19 protein-coding genes and 2 tRNA genes are annotated in these 20,025 nt (G+C 70.6%); 12 read left to right on the top strand and 9 right to left on the bottom strand.

Annotated features, from left to right (window positions below):
* Nucleotides 1-40 precede the first annotated feature (40 nt).
* From ITJ66_RS13675 to ITJ66_RS13645, 7 genes are all read left to right on the top strand, one after another.
* Nucleotides 41-925: an SIS domain-containing protein gene (locus tag ITJ66_RS13675; RefSeq protein WP_194644963.1), complete on the top strand. Its 885-nt coding sequence runs from the start codon at nucleotides 41-43 to the stop codon at nucleotides 923-925.
* Entirely contained in the window at nucleotides 922-1,800 is an 879-nt protein-coding gene (locus ITJ66_RS13670) for an ROK family protein (RefSeq protein WP_194644962.1), read from the top strand. Before ITJ66_RS13675 ends, ITJ66_RS13670 begins: the two co-directional genes overlap by 4 nt.
* Nucleotides 1,797-2,747, top strand: a complete 951-nt coding sequence (locus tag ITJ66_RS13665) for a 1-phosphofructokinase family hexose kinase (protein WP_194644961.1) — start codon at nucleotides 1,797-1,799, stop codon at nucleotides 2,745-2,747. The genes ITJ66_RS13670 and ITJ66_RS13665 overlap by 4 nt, the downstream gene beginning before the upstream one ends.
* Nucleotides 2,744-3,583: a class II fructose-bisphosphate aldolase gene (locus ITJ66_RS13660; RefSeq protein ID WP_194644960.1), complete on the top strand. Its 840-nt coding sequence runs from the start codon at nucleotides 2,744-2,746 to the stop codon at nucleotides 3,581-3,583. The genes ITJ66_RS13665 and ITJ66_RS13660 overlap by 4 nt, the downstream gene beginning before the upstream one ends.
* A 571-nt stretch (nucleotides 3,584-4,154) precedes the next feature.
* The gene (locus ITJ66_RS13655) at nucleotides 4,155-4,325 is read left to right on the top strand and encodes a hypothetical protein (RefSeq protein ID WP_153303529.1); all 171 of its coding nucleotides are present in this window, start codon (nucleotides 4,155-4,157) and stop codon (nucleotides 4,323-4,325) included.
* Between the two features lie 145 nt (nucleotides 4,326-4,470).
* Nucleotides 4,471-6,051, top strand: a complete 1,581-nt coding sequence (locus tag ITJ66_RS13650; protein ID WP_194644959.1) for a sodium:proton antiporter — start codon at nucleotides 4,471-4,473, stop codon at nucleotides 6,049-6,051.
* Nucleotides 6,052-6,123: 72 nt separating this feature from the next.
* On the top strand, nucleotides 6,124-7,152 hold the full coding sequence (locus tag ITJ66_RS13645) for a YdcF family protein (protein ID WP_194644958.1): 1,029 nt from the start codon (nucleotides 6,124-6,126) through the stop codon (nucleotides 7,150-7,152).
* 94 nt (nucleotides 7,153-7,246) lie between these two features.
* Here ITJ66_RS13645 and ITJ66_RS13640 read toward each other — a convergent pair whose 3' ends face one another.
* Nucleotides 7,247-7,621, bottom strand: a complete 375-nt coding sequence (locus tag ITJ66_RS13640) for a hypothetical protein (RefSeq protein WP_194644957.1) — start codon at nucleotides 7,619-7,621, stop codon at nucleotides 7,247-7,249.
* A gap of 126 nt (nucleotides 7,622-7,747) precedes the next feature.
* Between ITJ66_RS13640 and ITJ66_RS13635 the strand changes: the two genes are divergently transcribed.
* A complete protein-coding gene (locus tag ITJ66_RS13635; protein ID WP_194644956.1) occupies nucleotides 7,748-8,638 on the top strand; it encodes a metal-dependent hydrolase in 891 nt (296 codons plus the stop codon).
* Between the two features lie 7 nt (nucleotides 8,639-8,645).
* On the opposite strand, the gene ITJ66_RS13630 is transcribed toward ITJ66_RS13635, so the two are convergent.
* Nucleotides 8,646-9,158, bottom strand: a complete 513-nt coding sequence (locus tag ITJ66_RS13630) for a DUF4190 domain-containing protein (protein ID WP_194644955.1) — start codon at nucleotides 9,156-9,158, stop codon at nucleotides 8,646-8,648.
* A 180-nt stretch (nucleotides 9,159-9,338) separates the two neighbouring features.
* On the opposite strand from ITJ66_RS13630, the gene ITJ66_RS13625 reads away from it, so the two are divergent.
* On the top strand, nucleotides 9,339-11,576 hold the full coding sequence (locus tag ITJ66_RS13625; RefSeq protein WP_194644954.1) for a UvrD-helicase domain-containing protein: 2,238 nt from the start codon (nucleotides 9,339-9,341) through the stop codon (nucleotides 11,574-11,576).
* Nucleotides 11,577-11,678: 102 nt separating this feature from the next.
* Nucleotides 11,679-12,389, top strand: a complete 711-nt coding sequence (locus ITJ66_RS13620) for an endonuclease/exonuclease/phosphatase family protein (protein WP_079706474.1) — start codon at nucleotides 11,679-11,681, stop codon at nucleotides 12,387-12,389.
* A gap of 132 nt (nucleotides 12,390-12,521) precedes the next feature.
* On the opposite strand, the gene ITJ66_RS13615 is transcribed toward ITJ66_RS13620, so the two are convergent.
* From ITJ66_RS13615 to ITJ66_RS13605, 3 genes are all read right to left on the bottom strand, one after another.
* Entirely contained in the window at nucleotides 12,522-13,265 is a 744-nt protein-coding gene (locus ITJ66_RS13615; RefSeq protein WP_194644953.1) for an RNase H family protein, read from the bottom strand.
* Nucleotides 13,266-13,358: 93 nt separating this feature from the next.
* Nucleotides 13,359-14,252, bottom strand: a complete 894-nt coding sequence (locus ITJ66_RS13610; protein ID WP_194644952.1) for a putative RNA methyltransferase — start codon at nucleotides 14,250-14,252, stop codon at nucleotides 13,359-13,361.
* Between the two features lie 181 nt (nucleotides 14,253-14,433).
* On the bottom strand, nucleotides 14,434-15,336 hold the full coding sequence (locus ITJ66_RS13605; RefSeq protein ID WP_194644951.1) for a hypothetical protein: 903 nt from the start codon (nucleotides 15,334-15,336) through the stop codon (nucleotides 14,434-14,436).
* A gap of 102 nt (nucleotides 15,337-15,438) precedes the next feature.
* Here ITJ66_RS13605 and ITJ66_RS13600 point away from each other — a divergent pair, with 102 nt between their 5' ends.
* Nucleotides 15,439-15,687 (top strand): DUF2795 domain-containing protein, encoded by a 249-nt coding sequence (locus ITJ66_RS13600; RefSeq protein WP_194644950.1) that lies wholly within the window; start codon nucleotides 15,439-15,441, stop codon nucleotides 15,685-15,687.
* A 210-nt stretch (nucleotides 15,688-15,897) separates the two neighbouring features.
* Nucleotides 15,898-16,581, top strand: a complete 684-nt coding sequence (locus tag ITJ66_RS13595; protein ID WP_194644949.1) for a hypothetical protein — start codon at nucleotides 15,898-15,900, stop codon at nucleotides 16,579-16,581.
* A 199-nt stretch (nucleotides 16,582-16,780) separates the two neighbouring features.
* Here ITJ66_RS13595 and ITJ66_RS13590 read toward each other — a convergent pair.
* The 4 genes from ITJ66_RS13590 to ITJ66_RS13575 all read right to left on the bottom strand — a co-directional run bounded on the left by ITJ66_RS13590 (nucleotide 16,781) and on the right by ITJ66_RS13575 (nucleotide 19,932).
* Nucleotides 16,781-16,869: transfer RNA gene (locus ITJ66_RS13590), tRNA-Ser, on the bottom strand.
* 202 nt (nucleotides 16,870-17,071) lie between these two features.
* Nucleotides 17,072-18,412, bottom strand: a complete 1,341-nt coding sequence (locus tag ITJ66_RS13585) for an LCP family protein (RefSeq protein ID WP_194644948.1) — start codon at nucleotides 18,410-18,412, stop codon at nucleotides 17,072-17,074.
* A 91-nt stretch (nucleotides 18,413-18,503) separates the two neighbouring features.
* Nucleotides 18,504-18,588: transfer RNA gene (locus ITJ66_RS13580), tRNA-Ser, on the bottom strand.
* Between the two features lie 96 nt (nucleotides 18,589-18,684).
* Nucleotides 18,685-19,932 carry an LCP family protein gene (locus ITJ66_RS13575; RefSeq protein ID WP_079706469.1) on the bottom strand — a complete coding sequence of 416 codons (1,248 nt, stop codon included), beginning with the start codon at nucleotides 19,930-19,932 and terminating at the stop codon, nucleotides 18,685-18,687.
* Between the last annotated feature and the right edge of the window lie 93 nt (nucleotides 19,933-20,025).

Here is a 20,025-nt window from a genome sequence, read left to right as displayed (position 1 = left end):
GCCACGCTGCGATCGCGTCCCCTCACGTGAAAGGCACGTCATGCCCGAGACCTTCGTCGCCGCCGAACTGGCGTCGCAGCCCGAATCCTGGCGCACCGCCGCCGCCCTCGTGCCGGAGGCCGTCGCCGTGCTGCCGCAGCCGGGCGAGCGGGTCGCGGTGATCGGGTGCGGCACCAGCTGGTTCATCGCGATGAGCTACGCCGTGCTGCGCGAGCAGGCGGGGCTCGGCATCACGGACGCGTTCGCGGGCTCAGAGTTCCCCGGCGTCCGCGACTACGACCGCATCGTCGCCATCTCGCGCTCCGGCACGACCACGGAGATCGTGCACCTGCTGGAGGCGGTGGGCGACTCGGTCACCACCGTCCTCATCACCGCGGTCGACGATTCCCCCGCGACCGTTCCGGCGGCACACGTCATCGCCCTCCCCTTCGCCGACGAGCGTTCCGTGGTCCAGACCCGCTTCGCCACGACGACGCTCGCGCTCCTCCGCGGCTCGCTCGGCCACGACGTCGAGGCACTCGCCGTGGAAGCCGAGCGGGCACTGCAGATCCCGATCGACGAGTACCTCGCCGCCGACCAGGTCTCCTTCATCGGACTCGGGCACGCCGTGGGCCTCACCTTCGAGGCCGCGCTCAAGACCCGGGAGGCGGCACAGTTCTGGGCGGAGTCCTACCCCGCCATGGACTACCGCCACGGTCCTATCGCGATCGCGCAGCCCGGCCGACTCGTGTGGTCCCTCGGACCGACGCCCGCCGGCCTGCCGGAAGACGTCGCGGCCACCGGAGCGACCTTCGTGCAGCACGACCTCGACCCCATCGCCGGGCTCGTCGTCGCCCAGCGCTTCGCGGTCGCGTTGGCTGAGGCCCGCGGCCTCGACGCCGACCACCCCCGTTCGCTCACGCGCTCCGTCATCCTGACGCCGTGACCGAGGGGGCGGTCCTCGGCATCGACGTCGGCGGGACCGGGATCAAAGCCGCACTGACGGATGCCGACGGCACGGTCCTCGGGCGCTGGCGCGAGGCGACGCCCTCGGGCGACACCTCGGGTGTCCTGACTCGCGACATCGTCCTCGGACTCGTCGCCGCCGCGAGCCGCGTCGCAGCCCCAACGGCCCTCGGGGTGGTCGTGCCCGGCGTCGTCGACGAGGAGCACGGCGTCTGCATCCACGCGGTCAACCTCGGTTGGCGCGACCTCGCCTTCCCCGAGCTCCTCCGTCCCGCGCTCGACGTCCCGCTGGCCTTCGGGCAGGACGTCCGCGCCGGGGCTTTGGCGGAAGCGGTCTCGGGCGCTGCAGCCGACGTCACCGGCACGATCGCGTTCGTGCCGGTCGGGACCGGTCTGGCCTCGGCACTCGTCATCGACGGCGTCCCCTTCGCCGGCGGCGGCTGGGCCGGCGAGATCGGCCAGCGCGTGATCCAGGACGGCCCGCATCGCGGGCTCCGGGTCGAGGAACTCGCCTCAGCGGGCGGCATCGCACGACGTGCGGGCGCCCGCGACGCGAAGACCGTCGCCGACGCCGTCGCCAACGGCGACGCCGCCGCCATCGCCATCTGGAACGACGCCGTCGATGCACTCGCCGAGGCCCTCGCCGGCATCACCGTCGTCGCCGCACCCACCGCCATCGTGATCGGCGGTGGGCTCGCCCTCGCCGGAGCCGCCCTCTTCGAGCCACTCGAGCACGGACTCCGCGAGCGAATCGACGTGGTCCGCGTCCCGCAGCTCCTGCCCGCTCGTCACGGCGACGAGGCGGCAACGGTCGGTGCGGAGATCCTCGCCCGCCGACTGGTGGCAGCCCGATGACGACCACCCCCGCACCGCGTCGCGTCGTGGTCGTGACGCCGAACCCGGCCGTCGACATCACCTACACGGTCGCTGAGCAGCAGCTCGGGGTCACCCAACGCGTCCAGTCCGTCGTGCGGCGTGCCGGCGGGAAGGGCGTGAACGTCGCCCGCGTCCTCGAGTCGCTCAGCGTCCCGACCCTGCAGGTGCTCCCCCTCGGTGGCGCCTCCGGCACCTGGCTCGGGGACGCCCTCGCGGCCGACGACCTCCCCACCCGGGTCGTGGAGCTCCGCGCCGAGACACGCTCGACGGTCGCGGTCGTCGACGGCGTCCAGCATCCGACCCTCTTCGCCGAGGCCGGTCCGGTCGTGACGCCCGAGGAGTGGACCACCCTGACGACCGAGCTCCGACGCGCCCTCCACGACGCGAGCGCACTCGTCATCTCGGGCTCGCTCCCGCCGGCCACGCCCGACGCCGTCGTCGAAGCCCTCGTCCGAACCGGGCACGACGCCGGCGTCCCCGTGATCGTCGACGTCAGCGACACGGCGCTCCTCGCCGCGGCCCGCGCCGGTGCGACGATCCTCAAACCCAACCTCGACGAGGCCCTCGAGGCGACGGGCGCCGCCGACCTCGCATCGGCTCGCGCGGCACTCCTCGCGCTCGGCGCCCGCGCGGTCGTCATCTCCCGCGGTGCCGACGGCCTCACCGCCGGCGACGCCGATGGTGCCCACGAGGTCCCGGCCGTCCCCGGCGTGAGCGGCAACCCGACCGGCGCCGGTGATGCCGCCACGGCCGGCCTGGTCGCAGCACTCCGCGCGGGAGCCACACTTCCCGAGGCACTCCGCACGGCGGCGGCGGCAGGTGCTGCGGCCGTGCTCGAACCGATCGCCGGCGCGATCGACCTCGCCGCCTTCCACCGATTCCTCGACGCACCCGCCGCACCCGACCCCATTGGAGCAACCGAATGACCACCGCCCTCGACTTCACCACGCTCCTCGCCAACGCCTCGGCCTCGAACGCCGGCATCGCGGCGTGCAACGTGGTCCTCCTCGAGCACGCGGAGGCGATCGTCGCCGGCGCCGAGGAGGCCGGGCTGCCGGTCATCCTGCAGATCAGCGAGAACTGCGTGCGGTACCACGGGTCGCTCGCCCCCATCACGCTCGCCTCACTGGCCATCGCCCGCGCAGCGACGGTCCCGGTCCTCGTCCACCTCGACCACGTCGAGTCGGCCGAGCTCGTGCGCGAGGGCGTCGAGCTCGGCGTGGACAGCGTGATGTTCGACGCCTCGACCCTGCCGTACGACGAGAACGTCCGCGCGACGAAGGAGATCGTGGACTTCTGCCACGCGCGCGACGTGGCCGTCGAAGCGGAGCTCGGCGAGGTCGGCGGGAAGGACGGCGTCCACGCTCCGGGCGCGCGCACGGTGCCGGCAGAGGCCGTCGCGTTCGTCGCAGCGACCGGCGTCGACGCCCTGGCCGTGGCCGTCGGCACCTCGCACGCGATGACGAGCCGGGAGGCCGCCGTCGACCACGCGCTGATCGCGCAGCTCCGCCGCGAGGTGCCCGTCCCGCTCGTGCTGCACGGCTCCTCCGGACTCCCCGACGACGAGCTCCGCGCGGCGGTGCGTTCCGGGATGACGAAGATCAACCTCTCGACGCACCTCAACGGACTGTTCACCCGGGCGGTGCGCGACGTCCTCGACGACCAGCCGAAGCTCGTCGACCCCCGCACCTACGTCCGCGCCGGTCGCAGCGTGGTCGCGACCGAGACCGCGCGGATCCTGCACCTCCTCGCAACGGACTGAGCACTCCCAGGAATCCCACAGCAACACGCAACGCTGAGCTGTTAATATATATTGTGTTGGAGTTCTTCCAACGCCTCCACCGGTAACCGATCGTCCCCCGCGATCACCCTCCGGCCTCCCGAGCCCGATATCCCTTCGGGTGCGCGGGAGATACGGCCACCCCTCCCCTAGGTGCGGTGGCCCGAAGCTCTGCGACACCGCCGGTCGATGCTCGGGTCTGACCTCGGGCATCGACCCGCGCAAGCACTGACGCCAGGCATTCCCAGGTTGTTCTCAGCTTGGTCGCGTACGTTCGTTCCTCGAGTGCCGATGTCACAACCGGCTTCCGTGTGCAGAGTCCACACCTCCACGGATACGCCGATGCTCCCGACACGACACCACCAGCCGCCCTCCAGAGCGGCGAAGAACGATCCACCGGACGGCCCCAGCCGACCAGCGCAGCCGAATCTCGGCGCAGCTGCATACCGGACGGTCTCGTCGCTCCATCCATGCGACCTGCACCGATCGTCATCGCATTCCCCCTCTGGAACCGGCCCATCCATCATCCGTAACACCAGAATCGAGAACCACCATGTCCATCACTCAGACTCGGACCCCAGCGTCCTCCAACCGTTCAGCGGGCACCGCCGTCCACGGCCGCGGTCACTCCACCGAGAAGCTCACCTACCGCTTCGGTCTCCGCACCCGCGAGACCGGTGCGGAGCAGCGCGGCTCCAGCAGCGCGGCCAACCGCCGCGGCTGAGCCGCCTCACCGTTCCACCCGACGCCCCCGCACGGCCTGACCGTGCGGGGGCGTCGTGCGTGCGGAACCGGTGCCGATCACGGCCACTCCGGAGTTCGGACGATCGTACGGACGACCACGGCCTCCCAGGTGGGAGAATCCCCACATGGATCCCGTCGCGCTCATCTCGTGGATCGTCGTGTTCGTCGTCGTCACCGTCATCGTGTCGGGCCTGTCCGGCCGAGCGGGTGTCTCCGCCCCGGTGGCCCTGGTGCTCGTCGGCGGCGTCGCGTCGTTCATCCCCGCCGTTCCGACCGTCGAGATCGAACCCGACCTGATCCTCTACGGCCTGTTGCCGCCGCTGTTGTTCGCGTCGGCGATCCGGATCTCCCTCATCGACATCCGTGCCCGTAACGACGGCATCATCCTGCTCTCGGTGGGTGCGGTCGCGTTCACCGTCGTGTCGGTCGGGTTCGCCAGCTGGCTCCTCATACCGTCGATCACCCTCGCGGCGGCGTTCGCGTTCGCGGCGGTCATCGCGCCGACCGACGCCGTCGCCGTGAGCGCGATCGCCGGACGACTCGGGCTCCCCCGCCGCGTGCTGACGATCCTCGAGGGCGAGAGCCTGCTCAACGACGCCACCGCACTCGTGGCACTCAACGCCTCGATCCTCGCCATCACGAGCGTCGTCAACCCGGTCATGATCGCCGGCGAGTTCGTCATCGAGGTCGTCGCCGGTGTCGGCGTCGGTCTCGCGGTCGGCTGGGTGCTGTCCGAGGTCCGCCGACGCCTGCGCGCCCCAGTCCTCGACACCTGCCTCTCCCTCATCACCCCGTTCCTCGCGTTCCTCCTGGCGCAGGCGATCCACGGTTCGGGCGTCCTCGCGGTCGTCACCGCCGGGCTGCTGCTCGGCTATCGGGCACCCATCGTGCAGTCGGCCGAGGCGCGCATCGCCGAGTCGCTCAACTGGCGCACCATCCAGTTCCTCCTCGAGAACGCCGTCTTCCTGTTCATCGGGCTCAACCTGGCCGGCATCCTCGAGGGGGCGATCCAGACCGGTCCGGGGCTCTGGCCGACCGTGTTCATCAGCATCGGGGTCCTCGCGGCGCTCATCGTCTCGCGGTTCGTGTGGGAGATGACGGTCACGGCGATCTACCGGCTCGGGCCGAGACGGCTCCGTGAGCGGAGCTGGTCGTGGGGAAACGGGATCGCCGTCTCCGCAGCCGGCGTCCGTGGCGTGGTGACCCTGGCGGCCGTGTTCCTGCTGCCCGAGGACACCCCGTCGCGCGAGTTCCTGCAGTTCCTGGCGTTCGTCGTCGTGGTCGGCACGCTCCTCTCGGGGCTCGCGCTCCCCCGGATCATCCGCGCACTGCACCTCCCGCCGCCGAACCACAGCCAGGAGCGCGTCGAACAACTGATGCTCATGGCGGAGGTCCAGACGGCCGGCCTGTCCCGCCTCGACGAGCTGACGACCGAGGCGGACGAGGAGCAGGTGCTCAACCGTCTGCGGACCAATGCGAGCTTCGTGGCCAACGCCCTCGAGCAGTACACAGGTGACGGGTCGGAACTCCGCACGGTCGCGTTCGCCCGACTCCGCCGCCAGATGATCGCGGCGGAACGCGAGGCGCTCCTCTCGGCGCGCGCCGAGGGTCGCTACCAGGAACCGGCGGTCGCCGCGGTCCTGGCGGCGATCGACGCGGAGGAGGCGACGCTCAAGGCGATGACGCCGAAGCCGCCGCGGTCATAGCACCCGGACGCGCTGCCCGCACGCCCCATCCGCACGACCGGTGCAGGACGATCGGTCGGGCAGGATGAGGGCATGATCATGTTGTTCCCGGCCGCCGTCTTCGCGGTGCTCTACGTCGCGAGTCGACGCCGCGACGCCCGCCGCCTGCGCAACGGGGTCTTCCTGGTCTCCGCGATAGCCTGCGGGCTGGTGGCGCTCCTCTCGGAGGCGTCCCGCACGACGCCGTTCACCGTGCTCCTCGCCGCGTTCGGCACGGTCCTGCTGGTGGGCGTGCTCGGAGTCCTCCTCATCGGCAACGGCATCACGATGCTCCGGCTCGAAGGACGCAGCCTGGGCAACCTGCTCTCGCTGTTCGCCGGGGTCACGATCCTGGTGCTGCCCGTGCTCGCCGTCCTGTTGGTCCTCGGGTCGCACCCGCAGTCCTTGCCCTCCTGGCTGACGATCGTCCTCGTCGCGCTGGGTCTCCTGCTCGGGTTCGCGTGCTTCTACGCGGCGGCGACCTTCACGGCATTCGGCGTGTACTCACTCGTCTACAGCCGCTACCGCCACACGCGGGCGCCCGACGCCCTCATCGTCCTCGGTTCCGGGCTGATCCACGGCGAGGTCCCGCCGTTGCTGCGCAGTCGCCTGGACCTGGCGCTCCGCATCTACCGGGCCACGTCACCGGGGACGACGCGGCCGCTCCTGATCCCGTCCGGCGGTCAGGGGGACGACGAACCGCGCCCGGAGGGGACGGCGATGGCCGAGTACCTCATCGCGAACGGTGCGGCCTCGACGGACGTGCTCCCGGAGACCGCGTCCACGAACACGCGTGAGAACCTGTTGCTCTCCCGGAACCTGCAGCAGTCGGCCGGGCGGGACGGCGAGACGATCGTGGTGACGAACAACTACCACGTCCTCCGAGCGGCCCTTCTGGCACGTTCGATCGGAAGCGACGCCCAGGTCATCGGGTCACCGACAGCCGCCTACTACGTGCCGAGCGCGTTCCTCCGCGAGTACGTCGCCATCATGGTCGAGCACCGCCTGCTCAATGCGCTGGCGATCGCGGGCGTCGCAGGCCTGATCGCCCTCGCCGTGGTCTGGTCGCTCCTACCGATCTGAGCCGCCGTCTCACTCGAACACGGTGACCGCAACGCGCGACGGGCCGTCGTCCGAATGGATCGGAGGACGGCCCGTCGGTCGTATCGTGTCCGACTCAGTCGGGTGCGGTGTCGTAGACCTCGCGAGCGTCGTCGGTGGCCTCGGAAGCCGGCCCGGAGTCGGGCTGGTGGTCGGCCGAGCCGTCGGCGTCGCCACCCTCACCCTCGGCCAGCGGTGCGTCGAGTTCGGTCGAGGGCTCCGGGGTCTCGACGGCCTCCTCGGTCGCCTGCTCCTCGTCGGGAGCCGCGTCTTCCGAGCCGGTGCCGTCGACGGTCTGACTCGACCCGTCCGAGCCGGGTCCGGCGGTCGTCTGGTCGGAGCTCACGAGCTCTGCGGTGTCGATGTCGGCACCCTCCCAGGCTTCCTGGTCCGCTCCGGCCGCACCGGTCGCGAGGTCGTCGCTTGAACGCTGGTTCTGCTGATCCGTCATGATGCACTCCTCTCCGCGGAACGCGTCGCGCTCCGTGTCCTCGGACTCTACGTCGTGATCCTCCACGGTCTCCCGGGGTTGACAGCCGCCGACGGGCGTCCGGGCCGGCCGCGATAGCGTGGGGACATGAGCCTCCCCGTCACGGAAACGCACGTCACCTATCCCTCCGGAGCCCTCGTCTCGACGGGCACGGTGCTGCACGTCGAACCCGTCGGCGACCACCTCGCCGTCGTGCTCGACGAGACGGCCTGCCACCCGGTCGACGCCGCGTGGCCCGACCAGCCCGCCGACACAGCGACCATCACCTTCGGTGCGGGCACGAGCGCCGAGGAGGTCGCCGTGACCGACTGCGTCGTCGCCGCGAGCGACGGCACTCGCCTGTACCTCGGCGCCGACATCCCCGTGAAGAAGGGCACCGAGGGGTGGGCCTTCCTCGTCGCCCACCTGGTCTCCACCGAAGCGGCCTCGAGCGCTGTCGAGGGCGCGACGGCCCGCATCGAGGTGGATGCTTCCGCCCGGCACGCGCTCTCCGCCGGGCACACCGGGTGCCACCTCGCATCCCTCGCCCTGAACGCCGCGCTCGCCGACGCCTGGCGCAAGGAGGTCGTCCCCGATGCCCTCGGGGCTCCGGATTTCGACGCGCTCGCCTGCGAGTCGTCGCGGATCGCTCCGAACGCGTCGACCGACCGTTACCGCATCGGCAAGTCGCTCCGGCGGAAGGGGTTCGACCCGGCCGCCCTCGACGACCTCGATGCACTCGGGTCACGCATCCGGAACACCCTCGACGGTTGGTTGGACAGCGGCGCCGCCGTCCGGATCGATCGCGAGGGCGAGCTGCTCACCGATCGGCGCAGCTGGCACTGCGAGCTGCCGGGCGGCCCCGCGGTCATCGCCTGCGGTGGCACCCACGTGGCGTCGTTGGGCGAGTTCTCGAGTGTCGCCGTCTGGCTGGAACGCGAAGAGGTCGACGGCGCCGTGGTGCTGTCGATGGTCAGCACGGTCGTCCCGGCCGGCTGACCGGCGACTAGGCGGCGATGCCGGTGGAGGCCGCGCTGCCGACGCCGGCGAGCAGGCCACCCATGACGAACACCCAGAGCAGCACGAGCGCCGCCCAGCCGAGCAGGAACAGCCCGTTGAGCACGACGCCCGTGATGGCCATCGCGCGACCGGCGGGCTCGCGGCGGAGCCCCATGAGGCCGAGGACGAATCCGACAACCGGGAGTACAAAGGTGAACCCGAAGAACAACGACACCAGGCCGATGACCATGCTGGAGATGCTGAGCCCCTTCGGCGGCGATGCCGGGTAGGGGTAGGGCGCGGGGTACACGGGCGCATACGGCTGCGCGTACGGCTGCATGGCGTACTGCGGCGGGTAGGGCTGCTGCGGCGGGTAGGGCGCCTGCTGGGCGTACGGCTGCACCCCGTACTGCTGCGGCTGGAGCTGCTGTTGCGGGTACGGCTGCGGCGGAACCGACTGCTGCGAGTGCGCCTGCTGCGGCGCAAGGGGCTGCGGCTTCGATCCGTCCGGTGTGCTCATGCCCGTCAGCCTATCGACCAGCCCGCGCTCGGTGCCCGACCCCGCGCCCCGACGGCAGCCTCCAGGTCTCTGGGAGCTCACGCTCAAGGGCGGTGAGGGGCCCGGAAAGCGACTACCGTATTCGTGCGGTCCTCGCAGTGAACCCGGAACACGGACCGCGCCACACCCAGAAGGAGCACCGTGCAGAACGACGCGATCGCCGAGGAACAGGACCATCTCGATCGGCTGCACGACGTGATCCGGTCGCAGTCGGACCTCGAGGAACGACGCTCCGAACTCGCCCTCCGCGCCTTCGACGGCGACGACGACTCGAGCTTCTCGGAACGCGACGCCCTGGTCGCCCACCACCGCCAGCGGATGGTCGAGCTGCGTTCGTCCAGCTTCGGACTCCTCTTCGGTCTCCTCGAACGCGAGACCGACGAACGGCACCACATCGGGCGCATCGGTCTGCGCGACCCGGAGAGCGGCGACCAGCTCCTGTTGGACTGGCGCGCACCGGCCTCGCGCCCGTTCTACACCGCGACGCCACTCCGCCCCGAAGGCCTCCGCCTACGCCGCCGCATCGGCACGGCCGGTCGCCGCGTCACGGAAGTCCACGACGAGGTCCTCGACACGACCATGCTCAGCGACGACGAGCCGAGCGGCATCGGCGAGTCCGGTGCGCTACTGGCGGCCCTCGGTCGTGCCCGGACCAAGCACATGGCGGACATCGTCGACACCATCCAGGCCGAGCAGGACGCGATCATCCGGGCACCCCTCCCCGGAACGCTCCTCGTCCAGGGCGGTCCGGGCACCGGGAAGACCGCCGTCGCCCTCCACCGTGCCGCGTACCTCCTCTACGAGCACCGCGAGCGACTCATGCGCAGTGTCGTGCTCATCGTCGGCCCGAACTCGACCTTCCTCGACTACATCAGCCGCGTGCTGCCGTCGCTCGGCGAGACCGCCGTCGTCCTCGTCACACCGGCGACCCTCGTGCCCGGACTCGACGCACACGCGGAGGACTCGCTCGAGGCCGCTGAACTCAAGGGTCGGCTGCGCATGGCCGACGTCGTCGCCCGGGCCGTCCGCGAGCGTCAGGTGCCGCTCGACCAGCCGGTCACGATCCGCATCGCCGGCGACGGCCCGCTCCGCGTCACGCCGGGCGTCCTCCGCCGGATCAAGGCCGGGATCGAGCGCTCGGGCACCCCGCACAACGAGGCCAAGCTGCGGTTCGACCGCGCCGTGCTGACGCATCTCATCGGGCTCGAGGCGAAGCGCGACGGCTTCGAACCCCGCACGGGCGAGGACGCCGACGAGCGTCGACAGGAGCTGAGCGAGGAGCCCGAGGTCGAGGAGCTGCTCGACACCATGTGGCCGATCCTCGAACCGGCCGAGATCATCGACCGTCTCTTCACCGACCCCGAGCTGCTGGCTCGTGTCGCGCCCGACCACACCGAGGAGGAGCGTCGCCTGCTGCTCCGCGAACCCGTCGCCGGAACGGACGGCGCAGGTGAGACCGACTGGGCCGCCCGGCTCACGCCCGGCGACATCGCCCTCGTCGACGAGGCCGCCGAGCTCATCGGCGAGGACCAGCGCCCCGAGCTGGAACGGCAGCGCCGCGCCGCTTACGAGCGCCGGCACGACGTCGAGTACGCGCGCAGTGTGCTCGAGATGATCGGTGACATCAGCATCGACGACGAGGCCCAGGACGACGACTACCTCCGTTCCGCCCAGGATCTCGCCGACCGCCAGACCGTGGAGGACGACCGCAGCCCCGCTGAACGCGCCGCGAGCGACCGCACCTGGGTCTACGGGCACGTCATCATCGACGAGGCGCAGGAGCTCACCCCCATGCTGCTGCGGGCCGTCCTGCGACGCGGCCCCAACCGCTCGATGACGCTCGTCGGCGACATCAACCAGCAGAGCACCTCCGCCACCCGCTCCAGCTGGCAGGAGCTGCTCGGCCCGCAGCTCCCGCGCTGGACGGAGGAGCTGCTCACCGTCAACTACCGGACGCCCGAGCAGATCATGGCGCTCGCCGATCCCGTCCGGCTCGAACTCGATCCGGACTCCCCGGCGCCCGTGTCGATCCGACGCGGCGAGGAGGAGCCCGTGCAGCTCACGGTCGAACCCGCCGCGCTGGCCCCGACGGCTGCCCGCGCCGCCGTCGACGCGATCACCGCACACGCCGGTATCGCGGGCGTCATCGCACCGCGCTCGCTTCTGGCGGAGATCGACGCCCTCCTCGCCGACGCCGGAGCCGATCGCGCCCGGGTGTGGACCGGCACCGCGCGCGAGAGCAAGGGCCTCGAGTTCGACAGCGTCGTCCTCGTGCAGCCCAACGCGCTCGGCGGAACGGGCCACGCGGCCCTGTCACTCCGGTACGTCGCGCTCACCCGCGCCACCCAACGGCTCACGGTCGTCGACTCGTCGAGCTGACCGTGGGCAACCGGCGACGCACCGTCGTCCGGACCCCTCCAGAGCACCGGGCGACGGGAAGGACCGTAGGCTTGGGCTCTGCCAACAGAATGTGAGGCTGGGATGAAGGTCATCAGCTACAACCTCCGCAAGAACAAGGCCAGCGGCGAGCTCGTCGCACTCACCGAAGAGTTCGGCCCCGACGTCCTCGCGTTGCAGGAGGCCGACACCCTGCAGCTGCCCGCCGAACTCGGCGGCCTGCACCTCGCCGACAGCACCCACCGCAACCGGCTCGGCCTCGCGATCTACTACCGCCGCGACCGGTTCACCGCCGAGTCGACGCAGACGTTCGCGCTGAAGAAGTCGCTGCACGACATGGTGCTCGCGCCGGCGCACGAGCGCCTCATCGGCACCCGCCTCACCGACGTCGAGGCCGGGCGCGAACTCATCGTCGCCTCGTTCCACGCGGCCCCGCTCACCGCGCTCAACTCACTGCGTCGGCACCAGATCAAGGCCGCGCACGAGCAGCTGCACGCGATGGGCGACGTCCCGACGCTCATGGTCGGCGACTACAACTACCCGCTCTTCCAGAAGGGCCTCGGCACCAAGATGCAGGAGAGCGGCTACGATCTGAGCCTCAGCGACCGCAGCACCTACACCCGCTACAAGATGTTCCGTGGGCACTTCGACTTCGCGACCTCCGTGGGCCTGAAGATCGACCGGGTGCAGACGCTTCGCCGCGGTATCTCGGACCACCTGCCGATCCTCGTGGACGCCAGCTACGGCTTCGCCGTGCCCGAGGACGACGACGCGCCGGAGTCCGCCGCCCGCTGACCGGGTCGCCTGCCCCTGCGCGCGCCCCGTCCGGTTCGCAATTCAGGATGCGCTCGGCGCGGCGCCCCTCTGCCGCAGCGTGCCACACGGGAAACGCCGCGCTCGTCCTGAGTTGTGAACTCGGAAGCGACGTCAGATGAGGCCGCGGAGGAACTCCTGGACGCTCGTCCCGGCCTCGCGGGCGCGACGGACCAGGCGTTCGTGCTCATCGGACGTGAGGTCGAGGGTGAGCTGGTGCCACGTCGGCTCGACGTCGAGCGAGAACAGCGCGCCGTCGTCCTCCGCGTCGAAGACGGGGGCGGTGCGCTCTTCCTCCACCTCGAGGTCGGCGAACAGCTCCGGCTCGGTCGTCTCTGTGGCGGTGTCTGCGACGACGTCGGCCTCGGGGGTCGCCGGGGTCGCCGCAGCTCCGGCGCCGGTCCAGCCCGGTCCCTCCGGCACCGGCGTCTTGCGCTGGAACGCCTCGGCAGCCGTCCGCGCGCGGATGTCGGCGGCCTCGTTGAGTCGGTGACCGACGTGCCCCTTCACCCACTCGAACCGGTAGCGCCGCCCGGCGATGGCGGCGTCGATCTCCTGCATGAGCTCGAGGTTCATGACGGGCTTACCGTCGCCCTTCTTCCAGCCCTTCTTCTTCCAGCCCGGCATCCACTTCGTGATCGAGTCGATGACGTACTTGCTGTCGCAGAGGATGTGCAGGTCCTCGTCGAGGTGCTCAGTGGCGCGGAACAGTTCGAGGACGGCGCGCAGCTCGCCCATGTTGTTCGTGCCGTGCGGCCATCCCCCGGCTGCCCAGCAATCGTCGTCGACATACCAGGCCCAGCCGGCGGGTCCGGGATTGCCGAGGGCGGAGCCGTCTGCGGCAGCGGTGATCGTCATGAGCGCCTTTCGATGAGTGCCCTCCATCGTATCGACGCACCACCGACGCCCCGACGCCGGTCTCGCGGGTGCCGGTGTCGGGCTGGCGCGGCGTCAGGCGCGCGTGAAGACGCTGAGGGTCACGGCGACCGTGACCGCCGTGTATCCGGGCAGGTCGGCGATCGCCTGCTCGAAGACGTCGTCGTCGAGGTGGTGGGCGCTCGGCCCCATGCGGACCTCGTCGCGCACCTCTTCCGGCATCAACTGGACGGCGTAGTCGAGCGTGTCGCGGGAGCGGAGCGTGAAGCCGTCGAGCTGCGCGTCGAGGCGGGCGTCCTTGCGCTCGGCGATCCCGATCATGCCGAGCCGGTCGCGCAGCTCGGCGAGGTGACCGGGTTGCGGCGTCACGACGGTGAGCAGGCCGTCCGGGCGGAGCACCCGACGCATCTCGGGACCGTTCCGCGGACCGAAGATGCTCAACAGGTGGTCGACCGACGCCGCCTGCAGGGGGAACGGTGCCCAGGCGTCAGCAGTCGCCGCTGCGGCCCGGCCGTGCGCGCGGGCGGCGCGACGAGCGGCGAGCGGCGACAGGTCGAACCCGAACCCGCGCCAGGCCGGTCGGGCGTCGAGGATCCGCCCGAGGTAGTAGCCGGTCCCTCCGGCGATGTCCACGACGAGCGGGGCGCTGTCGTCGTCGACCGAGCCGTCCGGGAGGAAGCGCGCGAGCGGCAGGGTCGTGGCGACGTGGTCCGCGATCGGCTCGTAGTGCTCGGCCTCGAGGAACGCTGCGCGGGCCGCGACCATCTCCTGCGTGTCGCCGGTCTTCGGCGTCCGACCGCCGACGACGAGCGAGGCGTACCCCTGCCGGGCGATGTCGAAGCTGTGACCGGCGGGGCAGCGCAACACGCGGTCGCCGAGCTCGAGGGTCGCGGTGCAGATCGTGCACGCGAGATCGGGGGCGACGAGGCTCAGCCGATCGTGCTGCGGGACGTCAGCGAGGATCGGCATGCCTTCGAAACGCTCCGCTTCCAGCTGCTGTGTCCGTCGCCGCCGCGATGCTTCCGGTTGTCGCACTTCACCCACACGGTGAGTCTAGGCGCGTGCCGCATGGTGCGTGCGCCGGAACATTCGAGCGGCGATCGGTCGCGGCGGGGCTTCGGCACCGCGGTGACTCGATCAGCTCGGTGACTCAGTCCTCGAGCGCGCTCCGCAGACGCTCGACGTCCTCGTGTGCGGCGTCGCTCGCACGCTGCGCCCGGTCAGCCTCTCGTTGGCGTCGGGCCCACTCGCGATCGGCGTCGGCGATGTCCGCGTCGAGCTCCTCGAGCCGCCGCGCGAGGTCCTCGCGGTCACGCTGCAGTCCCGATCGCCGGACCGCCGACTCGTCCAGGAAGGCGGTCGCCTCCTCACTCGCGCTGGACGCTGCCTCCTCGTCGCGCTCGGCCGCCTCCAGCCGGGCCCGAAGGCGTCGGCGTCGGTCGTCGTCTTCGCCGGAATGGTCGCCGTCTCCGTCGCCCCGCGTCCCAACGGACCCGTCGGCGGTGGAGCGCCTACCGGGGGAACCGATCCCGCCGACGACACCACCCCAGCCCGCTCCGCTCGAGGTCGGGGCGTCGGTCAGTCGACCGGACGACACCTGCGCGGCGAGGTCGGCGTCGGCACTCGCCGCCTGCAGGCTCTGGCGGACGGTCTCGATCACCGCTCCGGAGAGGGACGCCCCCTCTGCCGCGGCGGACTCGACAGTGGCGGTGACGAGCGTCGCGATCAGTGAGCGACGTTCGGTGCCGAGCGTGCGGAGCGCTGCGGCGTCCCCGGAGCGTTGAGCGTCGCCGAGCGCGGAGCCGAGCTGTTCCAGTTCGCCGAGGAGGTCCGGGCGGTGCGCCGCCAACACGTTGAGCGCCCAGGCGGCGACCGACGGTTTGCGGAGCGCGAGGATCGCCGTCGCCAGCCCGTTGTCCCCGTCGTCGCGCGCTGCGACGGCCAGGCGTTTGCGCTCCGCCACGAAGCCACTGAGCGGGACGCGCAGCAACTCGACGGCTGCGGACGCGAGGCCCGTCGGGGCCGGCGTCCCGGTGTCGCGGTCGTCGGGCACGGTGCCGCTCCCTCGCATCATTTCACGTCAGGCTAGCGCCCTCTTGCGCCAGAACGGCGTCCGACTGTCGCCTTTTCAGGGGGTGCTACCGACAATGTGGACATGGATGCCAGACCTTACCCCGACATGGTGGAGCCGCCTGTGACAGCGGGCTTCACCGACCTCAAGACCCTCCTCAGGACCGTGGACTTCCCGATCTCCCGCCGTGAGCTGCAGTCGATCGCGGTCCGATCCGGACTCGACCGGGGGACGCTCGCCGCGCTCAACACGCTCACCGAAGAGCACTACGCCGGCTCGTTCGGCATCCTCCGCGAACTCCGCCACCACGGCGAGCTCCGTCGCTCCGCCTGACCACCCCGCCCCGGCACCTGGTGGATTCCCCAGCGCGGTGCGCTGACGTGAGCGCGGGTCACAGCCCCGGGCGCGGGTCTCCGGAGGGGCGCGCTCACGCGTGCGGGACGCGGTGACGTCAGCGCACCGCGCTGGCGACTCGGCCGGGCAGGCTCTCGGCACGGTGCGTGACGTCCTTGCTGCTCGCGCTCGGGCTCCTAGACTGGCCCGATGGGGAAACGCACACGGTCTGCAGCTGTCGGAATCGTCATCGCGCTCGGAGTCGCACTCACCGGCTGCGCGCCGAGTGCACCGGCACCCACCGGTACGCCCGTCGGTTCCCCGACCATGTCGGCCACGCCGGAACCGACTGCCGCTCCTGCTGAGGACGTCGTCGCCATCGTCGTCGGCCCGCTGGCACTCGAACTCGTCGATACGACCGGGACACCACTGGAGAGCTTCGCCTACGACGACCCGTCGGAGGAGGCGCGCGCCAGGCTCACGAACCTGTTCGGACAGGAACCCGTCCTCGCGGACAACTCGACGGGCAAAATCCCGAACACCACCTATCAATGGGCGGGTATCAGCATCTTCGACCGCCAGGGCGACGGCGGCGAGTTCATCCCTGATTGGTCGGTCGCCGTGACGGCGTCGGCCCTCGGCGAGGTCGATTTCCGGTCCATCGAGGGGACGGTGGTCGGGGCATCGGTCAGTACCGTCCGCGAACGCTATCCGGAGCACCCCGACCAGGTTGATGCGAACGGCGGACGTCACTTCAGCATCTCGGTGGCGGAGACGCCGGTCGGTACCGACGACCAGGGCAACGAGCACACGTACTCCGTCTTCATTTCCGCGCAGGATCCCGACAGCCCCATCGAGAGCATCGGCGCACCGTACACGAACTTCGGCGACTGAGCTCACCGCCACCTGGTGGTCTGCCCAGCGCGGTGCGCTGACGTGAGCGCGGGTCACAGACGCGGGCGCGGGTCTCCGGAGGGGCGCACTCACGCGTGCGAGGCGCGGTGACGTCAGCGCACCGCGCTGGCGATTCCGCCAAGCGTCTTGCAACGCAGAAACCCCCGGCGAACCGAGGGTTTCGAGCTGAGATCCAGTGCGGAGACGGCGGGATTTGAACCCGCGGTCCCCTTACGGGGACTCCACCTTAGCAGGGTGGTGCACTAGGCCGAACTATGCGACGTCTCCATGTGCGCTCGCAAGCGGACGCACGACGACCAGCATAACCGGTGATGGGCGTGGTGACGAATCCCCGGGTCCGAGACACCCTTCGACACTTCGACAAGCTCAGTGACCGGGACTCTGGTTCCTGAGTCTGTCGGAGGACAGGGACCGGGGCGGCCACTTCTGCGCTCGCTGAAAGACCGGCGTCGGAGCGGGACCGGGACGCCTACTGGTCGTCGAGGGTACGACCGCGGGAGCAGGTGCGCTGGTCGGCGGTCTGGCCGGTCACGGTCGACGGAAGGACCACTGCACCACCGGCGGAGGGGTCGGTCGCATCGGCAGGCGGAGCCGTCGCGGCCGGGTCGGCTCCTGCATCTGCACCCTCGGCCGGGTCTACCGCGGTCGGGTCGGTCGGGTTCGCCACCGCACCGGCGCCGGTCGCGCCCGAGAGCTGGATGGGCTGGTCGTTGCCGAGCGCCTCGAACAGCGCGGTCGCCGCATCGTCGATCGGCTCGACGCCACCCTCCACGGCGGCGTTCGGGTACTGCACGAACGCGATGTTCGCGAGGTCGACCTCACGGAGCGTCATGGCGATCGCGATCATCGTGTCGAGGCTCGTCAGGCTGTCGGACAGCTGCATGTTCTTCGCCGCCGCTTTGGCCAGGGAGTAGAGGATCCCAGGGTTGGTCAGCGTCTCGGCACTCTTGACCTGTTGCATCATCGCCGACAGGAACACCTGCTGGTTGCTGATGCGGCTGAGGTCGCTGCCATCGCCGACACCGTGCCTGGTGCGGAGGAACTGCAGCGCCTCGTACCCCTCGAGCGTGTGCTCGCCCGCCGAGAGGAAGGTGTTCGTGTACTCATCCTCGATCGGGTCGGCGACACACACCGTCACCCCACCGAGCGCGGTCGACATCGCCATCACGCCACTGAACTGGACCTCGGCGGCGAACGGGATCTCGAGCCCGGTGAGCTGCGACACCGTCAGCGCCGTGCAGGCGAGCCCGCCGTAGCTGAGCGAGGTGTTGATCTTCTGCCGGCTCATCGAGTCGAACGAGCCGCCGGACGGGTCAGGACAGGACGGGATCGGGACGAACATGTCGCGCGGGAAGCTGACGACGGTCGCGTTGCTGTGGTCCTCGGAGATGTGCACGAGCATCGTGACGTCGTTCAGGTTGCCGGTCTCCTCTTCGGCATCACCGAAGACAGGATCCTGGCCAGCGCGGGAGTCGCTGCCGACAATGAGGAGGTTGACACCGCCCGGATACGCTCCGATCGCGGGCAGGTCGGTGACCGCCTCACCCTGCGAGTCGACGAGCGCGACGCCGGGCTTCACGGTCGCGGCGACGTCCCAGAGGGCGATGCCGGCGACGATGCCACCGCTGACCAACGCGACCGCGAGCGTCGAGGCGACGATCTTCAGGCCGGTCGTGATCGGGTTCGAGCGCTTGAGTCGTCCGTGGCGGGCGATGGTCGCGAGCTTCTTCGGGCGAGGCCCACGAGCTGCCGTTCGGCGAGCCGGGGCGTCGCCGGCGGGCTCGTCGATGTCGGTCGAATGCGGGGGCATTCGTCGATTCAACCACGGGTTCATGTGAAGCGCACAGCCCGGGGCCCTGGGCTCCGAGGTGCGGGAGCCTCTCGGGGCGGTGAAAGGAGTGCGGAGGGCGTGGGATTCGAACCCACGAGACATTTCTGCCCACCAGTTTTCAAGACTGGCTCCATCGGCCGCTCGGACAGCCCTCCTGATGGTCGATCGCCCGCGATGACGCAGCTGACGACCAGGATCGAGTGTATCGGATGGGACCAGCGGCGAAGCGGCCCCATCCGATCACGCGGAGACTACTGGTCTTCCTCCGGACGACCGGCCGTGCAGGTGTTCTGCGCGGCGTTCTGGCCCGTGATCGTGTCGGGCAGGGCGACAGGGCCGGCAGCGGACGGGTCCGCGGGCGCTGCCGGGTCCGCCGTCGCAGCGGGGTCGGCCGCCGCGTCGGTCGTCGCCGGGTCTGGCGTGACCGGCGCGTTCGGGTCGGTCACGACGTACTTGCCGGTGGCGGACAGGGCGACGGCCTGGTCGCTCTGCAGCGCCGTCCACAGGACGTCGGCATCGGACGTCGCCTCGACCCCGCCCTCGACCGTGGCCGTCGGCGTCTGGACGAACGCGACCCGGTCGAGCGGGATGTCCTTGAGCGCTGCGGCGATCGACACCATCGTGTCGATGTTGTTCAGGCTGCTCGACAGCGTCACGTTCTTCAGCGCGGCACGGGCGATCGAGTAGAGCTTGATCGGGTCGGAGAGCGTGTCGCTGCTCTTCAGCGTACGGACGAGCGAGGAGAGGAACACCTGCTGGTTCGAGATGCGAGAGAGGTCGCTGCCGTCGCCGACGCCGTGACGTGAGCGGAGGAAGGCGAGGGCGGACGCGCCCGAGAGGTCGTGGGTGCCGACGTCGAGGTTGATGCCGCTCCAGGCGTCGTTGAGGGGTTCGGTGACACACACCGGCACGCCGCCGACCGCGTTCGACATCGAGATGACGCCGTCGAAGCCGATCTGCGCGGCGAACGGGATGGAGAGGCCGGTGATGCCCTCGACCGTGGAGACCGCGCAGGCGAGCCCGCCGTCGGCCCCGCCGTACATGAGGGCGGTGTTCATCTTGTCGCGACCGTTGCCGCCGTCGGCGCAGTCGCCGATCTGCACGTACATGTCGCGCGGGAAGCTGACCACGGTCGCGCTCGAGTGGTCTGCCGAGATGTGCATGAGGATCGTGACGTCGTTGAGGTTCTCGTCTCGCTCGCCGTACGCCTGGTTGCCGTCGCCCGAGTCGCTGCCGACGAGGAGCAGGTTGACGCCGCCCTCGATCGCCCCGATGTTGGGCGGCGGAGCACCCGGCGTCTCGTTGTCGAGGTGGGCGACGGGCTTGACGCTGTTGGCGAGGTCGAGGGCTGCCACGCCGGCGACCGCGATGCCGCTCACGCCGACGACGGCGGCCGTCGCTGCGACGATCTTCGCGACGGTGACGAACGGGTTCGACTTGCGGAGTCTGCCGTGACGGACGGCGGCGCGCGGTTTGGACGCGTCGGCGTTGCGGGTCATGGATCTCGCTCTCGTCTCAGGAACAGGGGTGGCCGGAACCCAGGAGACCGGGCTGCGGCGAGTCGTCCGGTGACCCCTGGAGCAGGCGCGCAC

This window comes from Plantibacter sp. VKM Ac-2885, from assembly GCF_015351205.1.
GTDB lineage: Bacteria > Actinomycetota > Actinomycetes > Actinomycetales > Microbacteriaceae > Plantibacter > Plantibacter auratus.
Note: the sequence above shows the minus strand (reverse complement) of the source record. Positions and strands in the feature narration are given on the sequence as shown.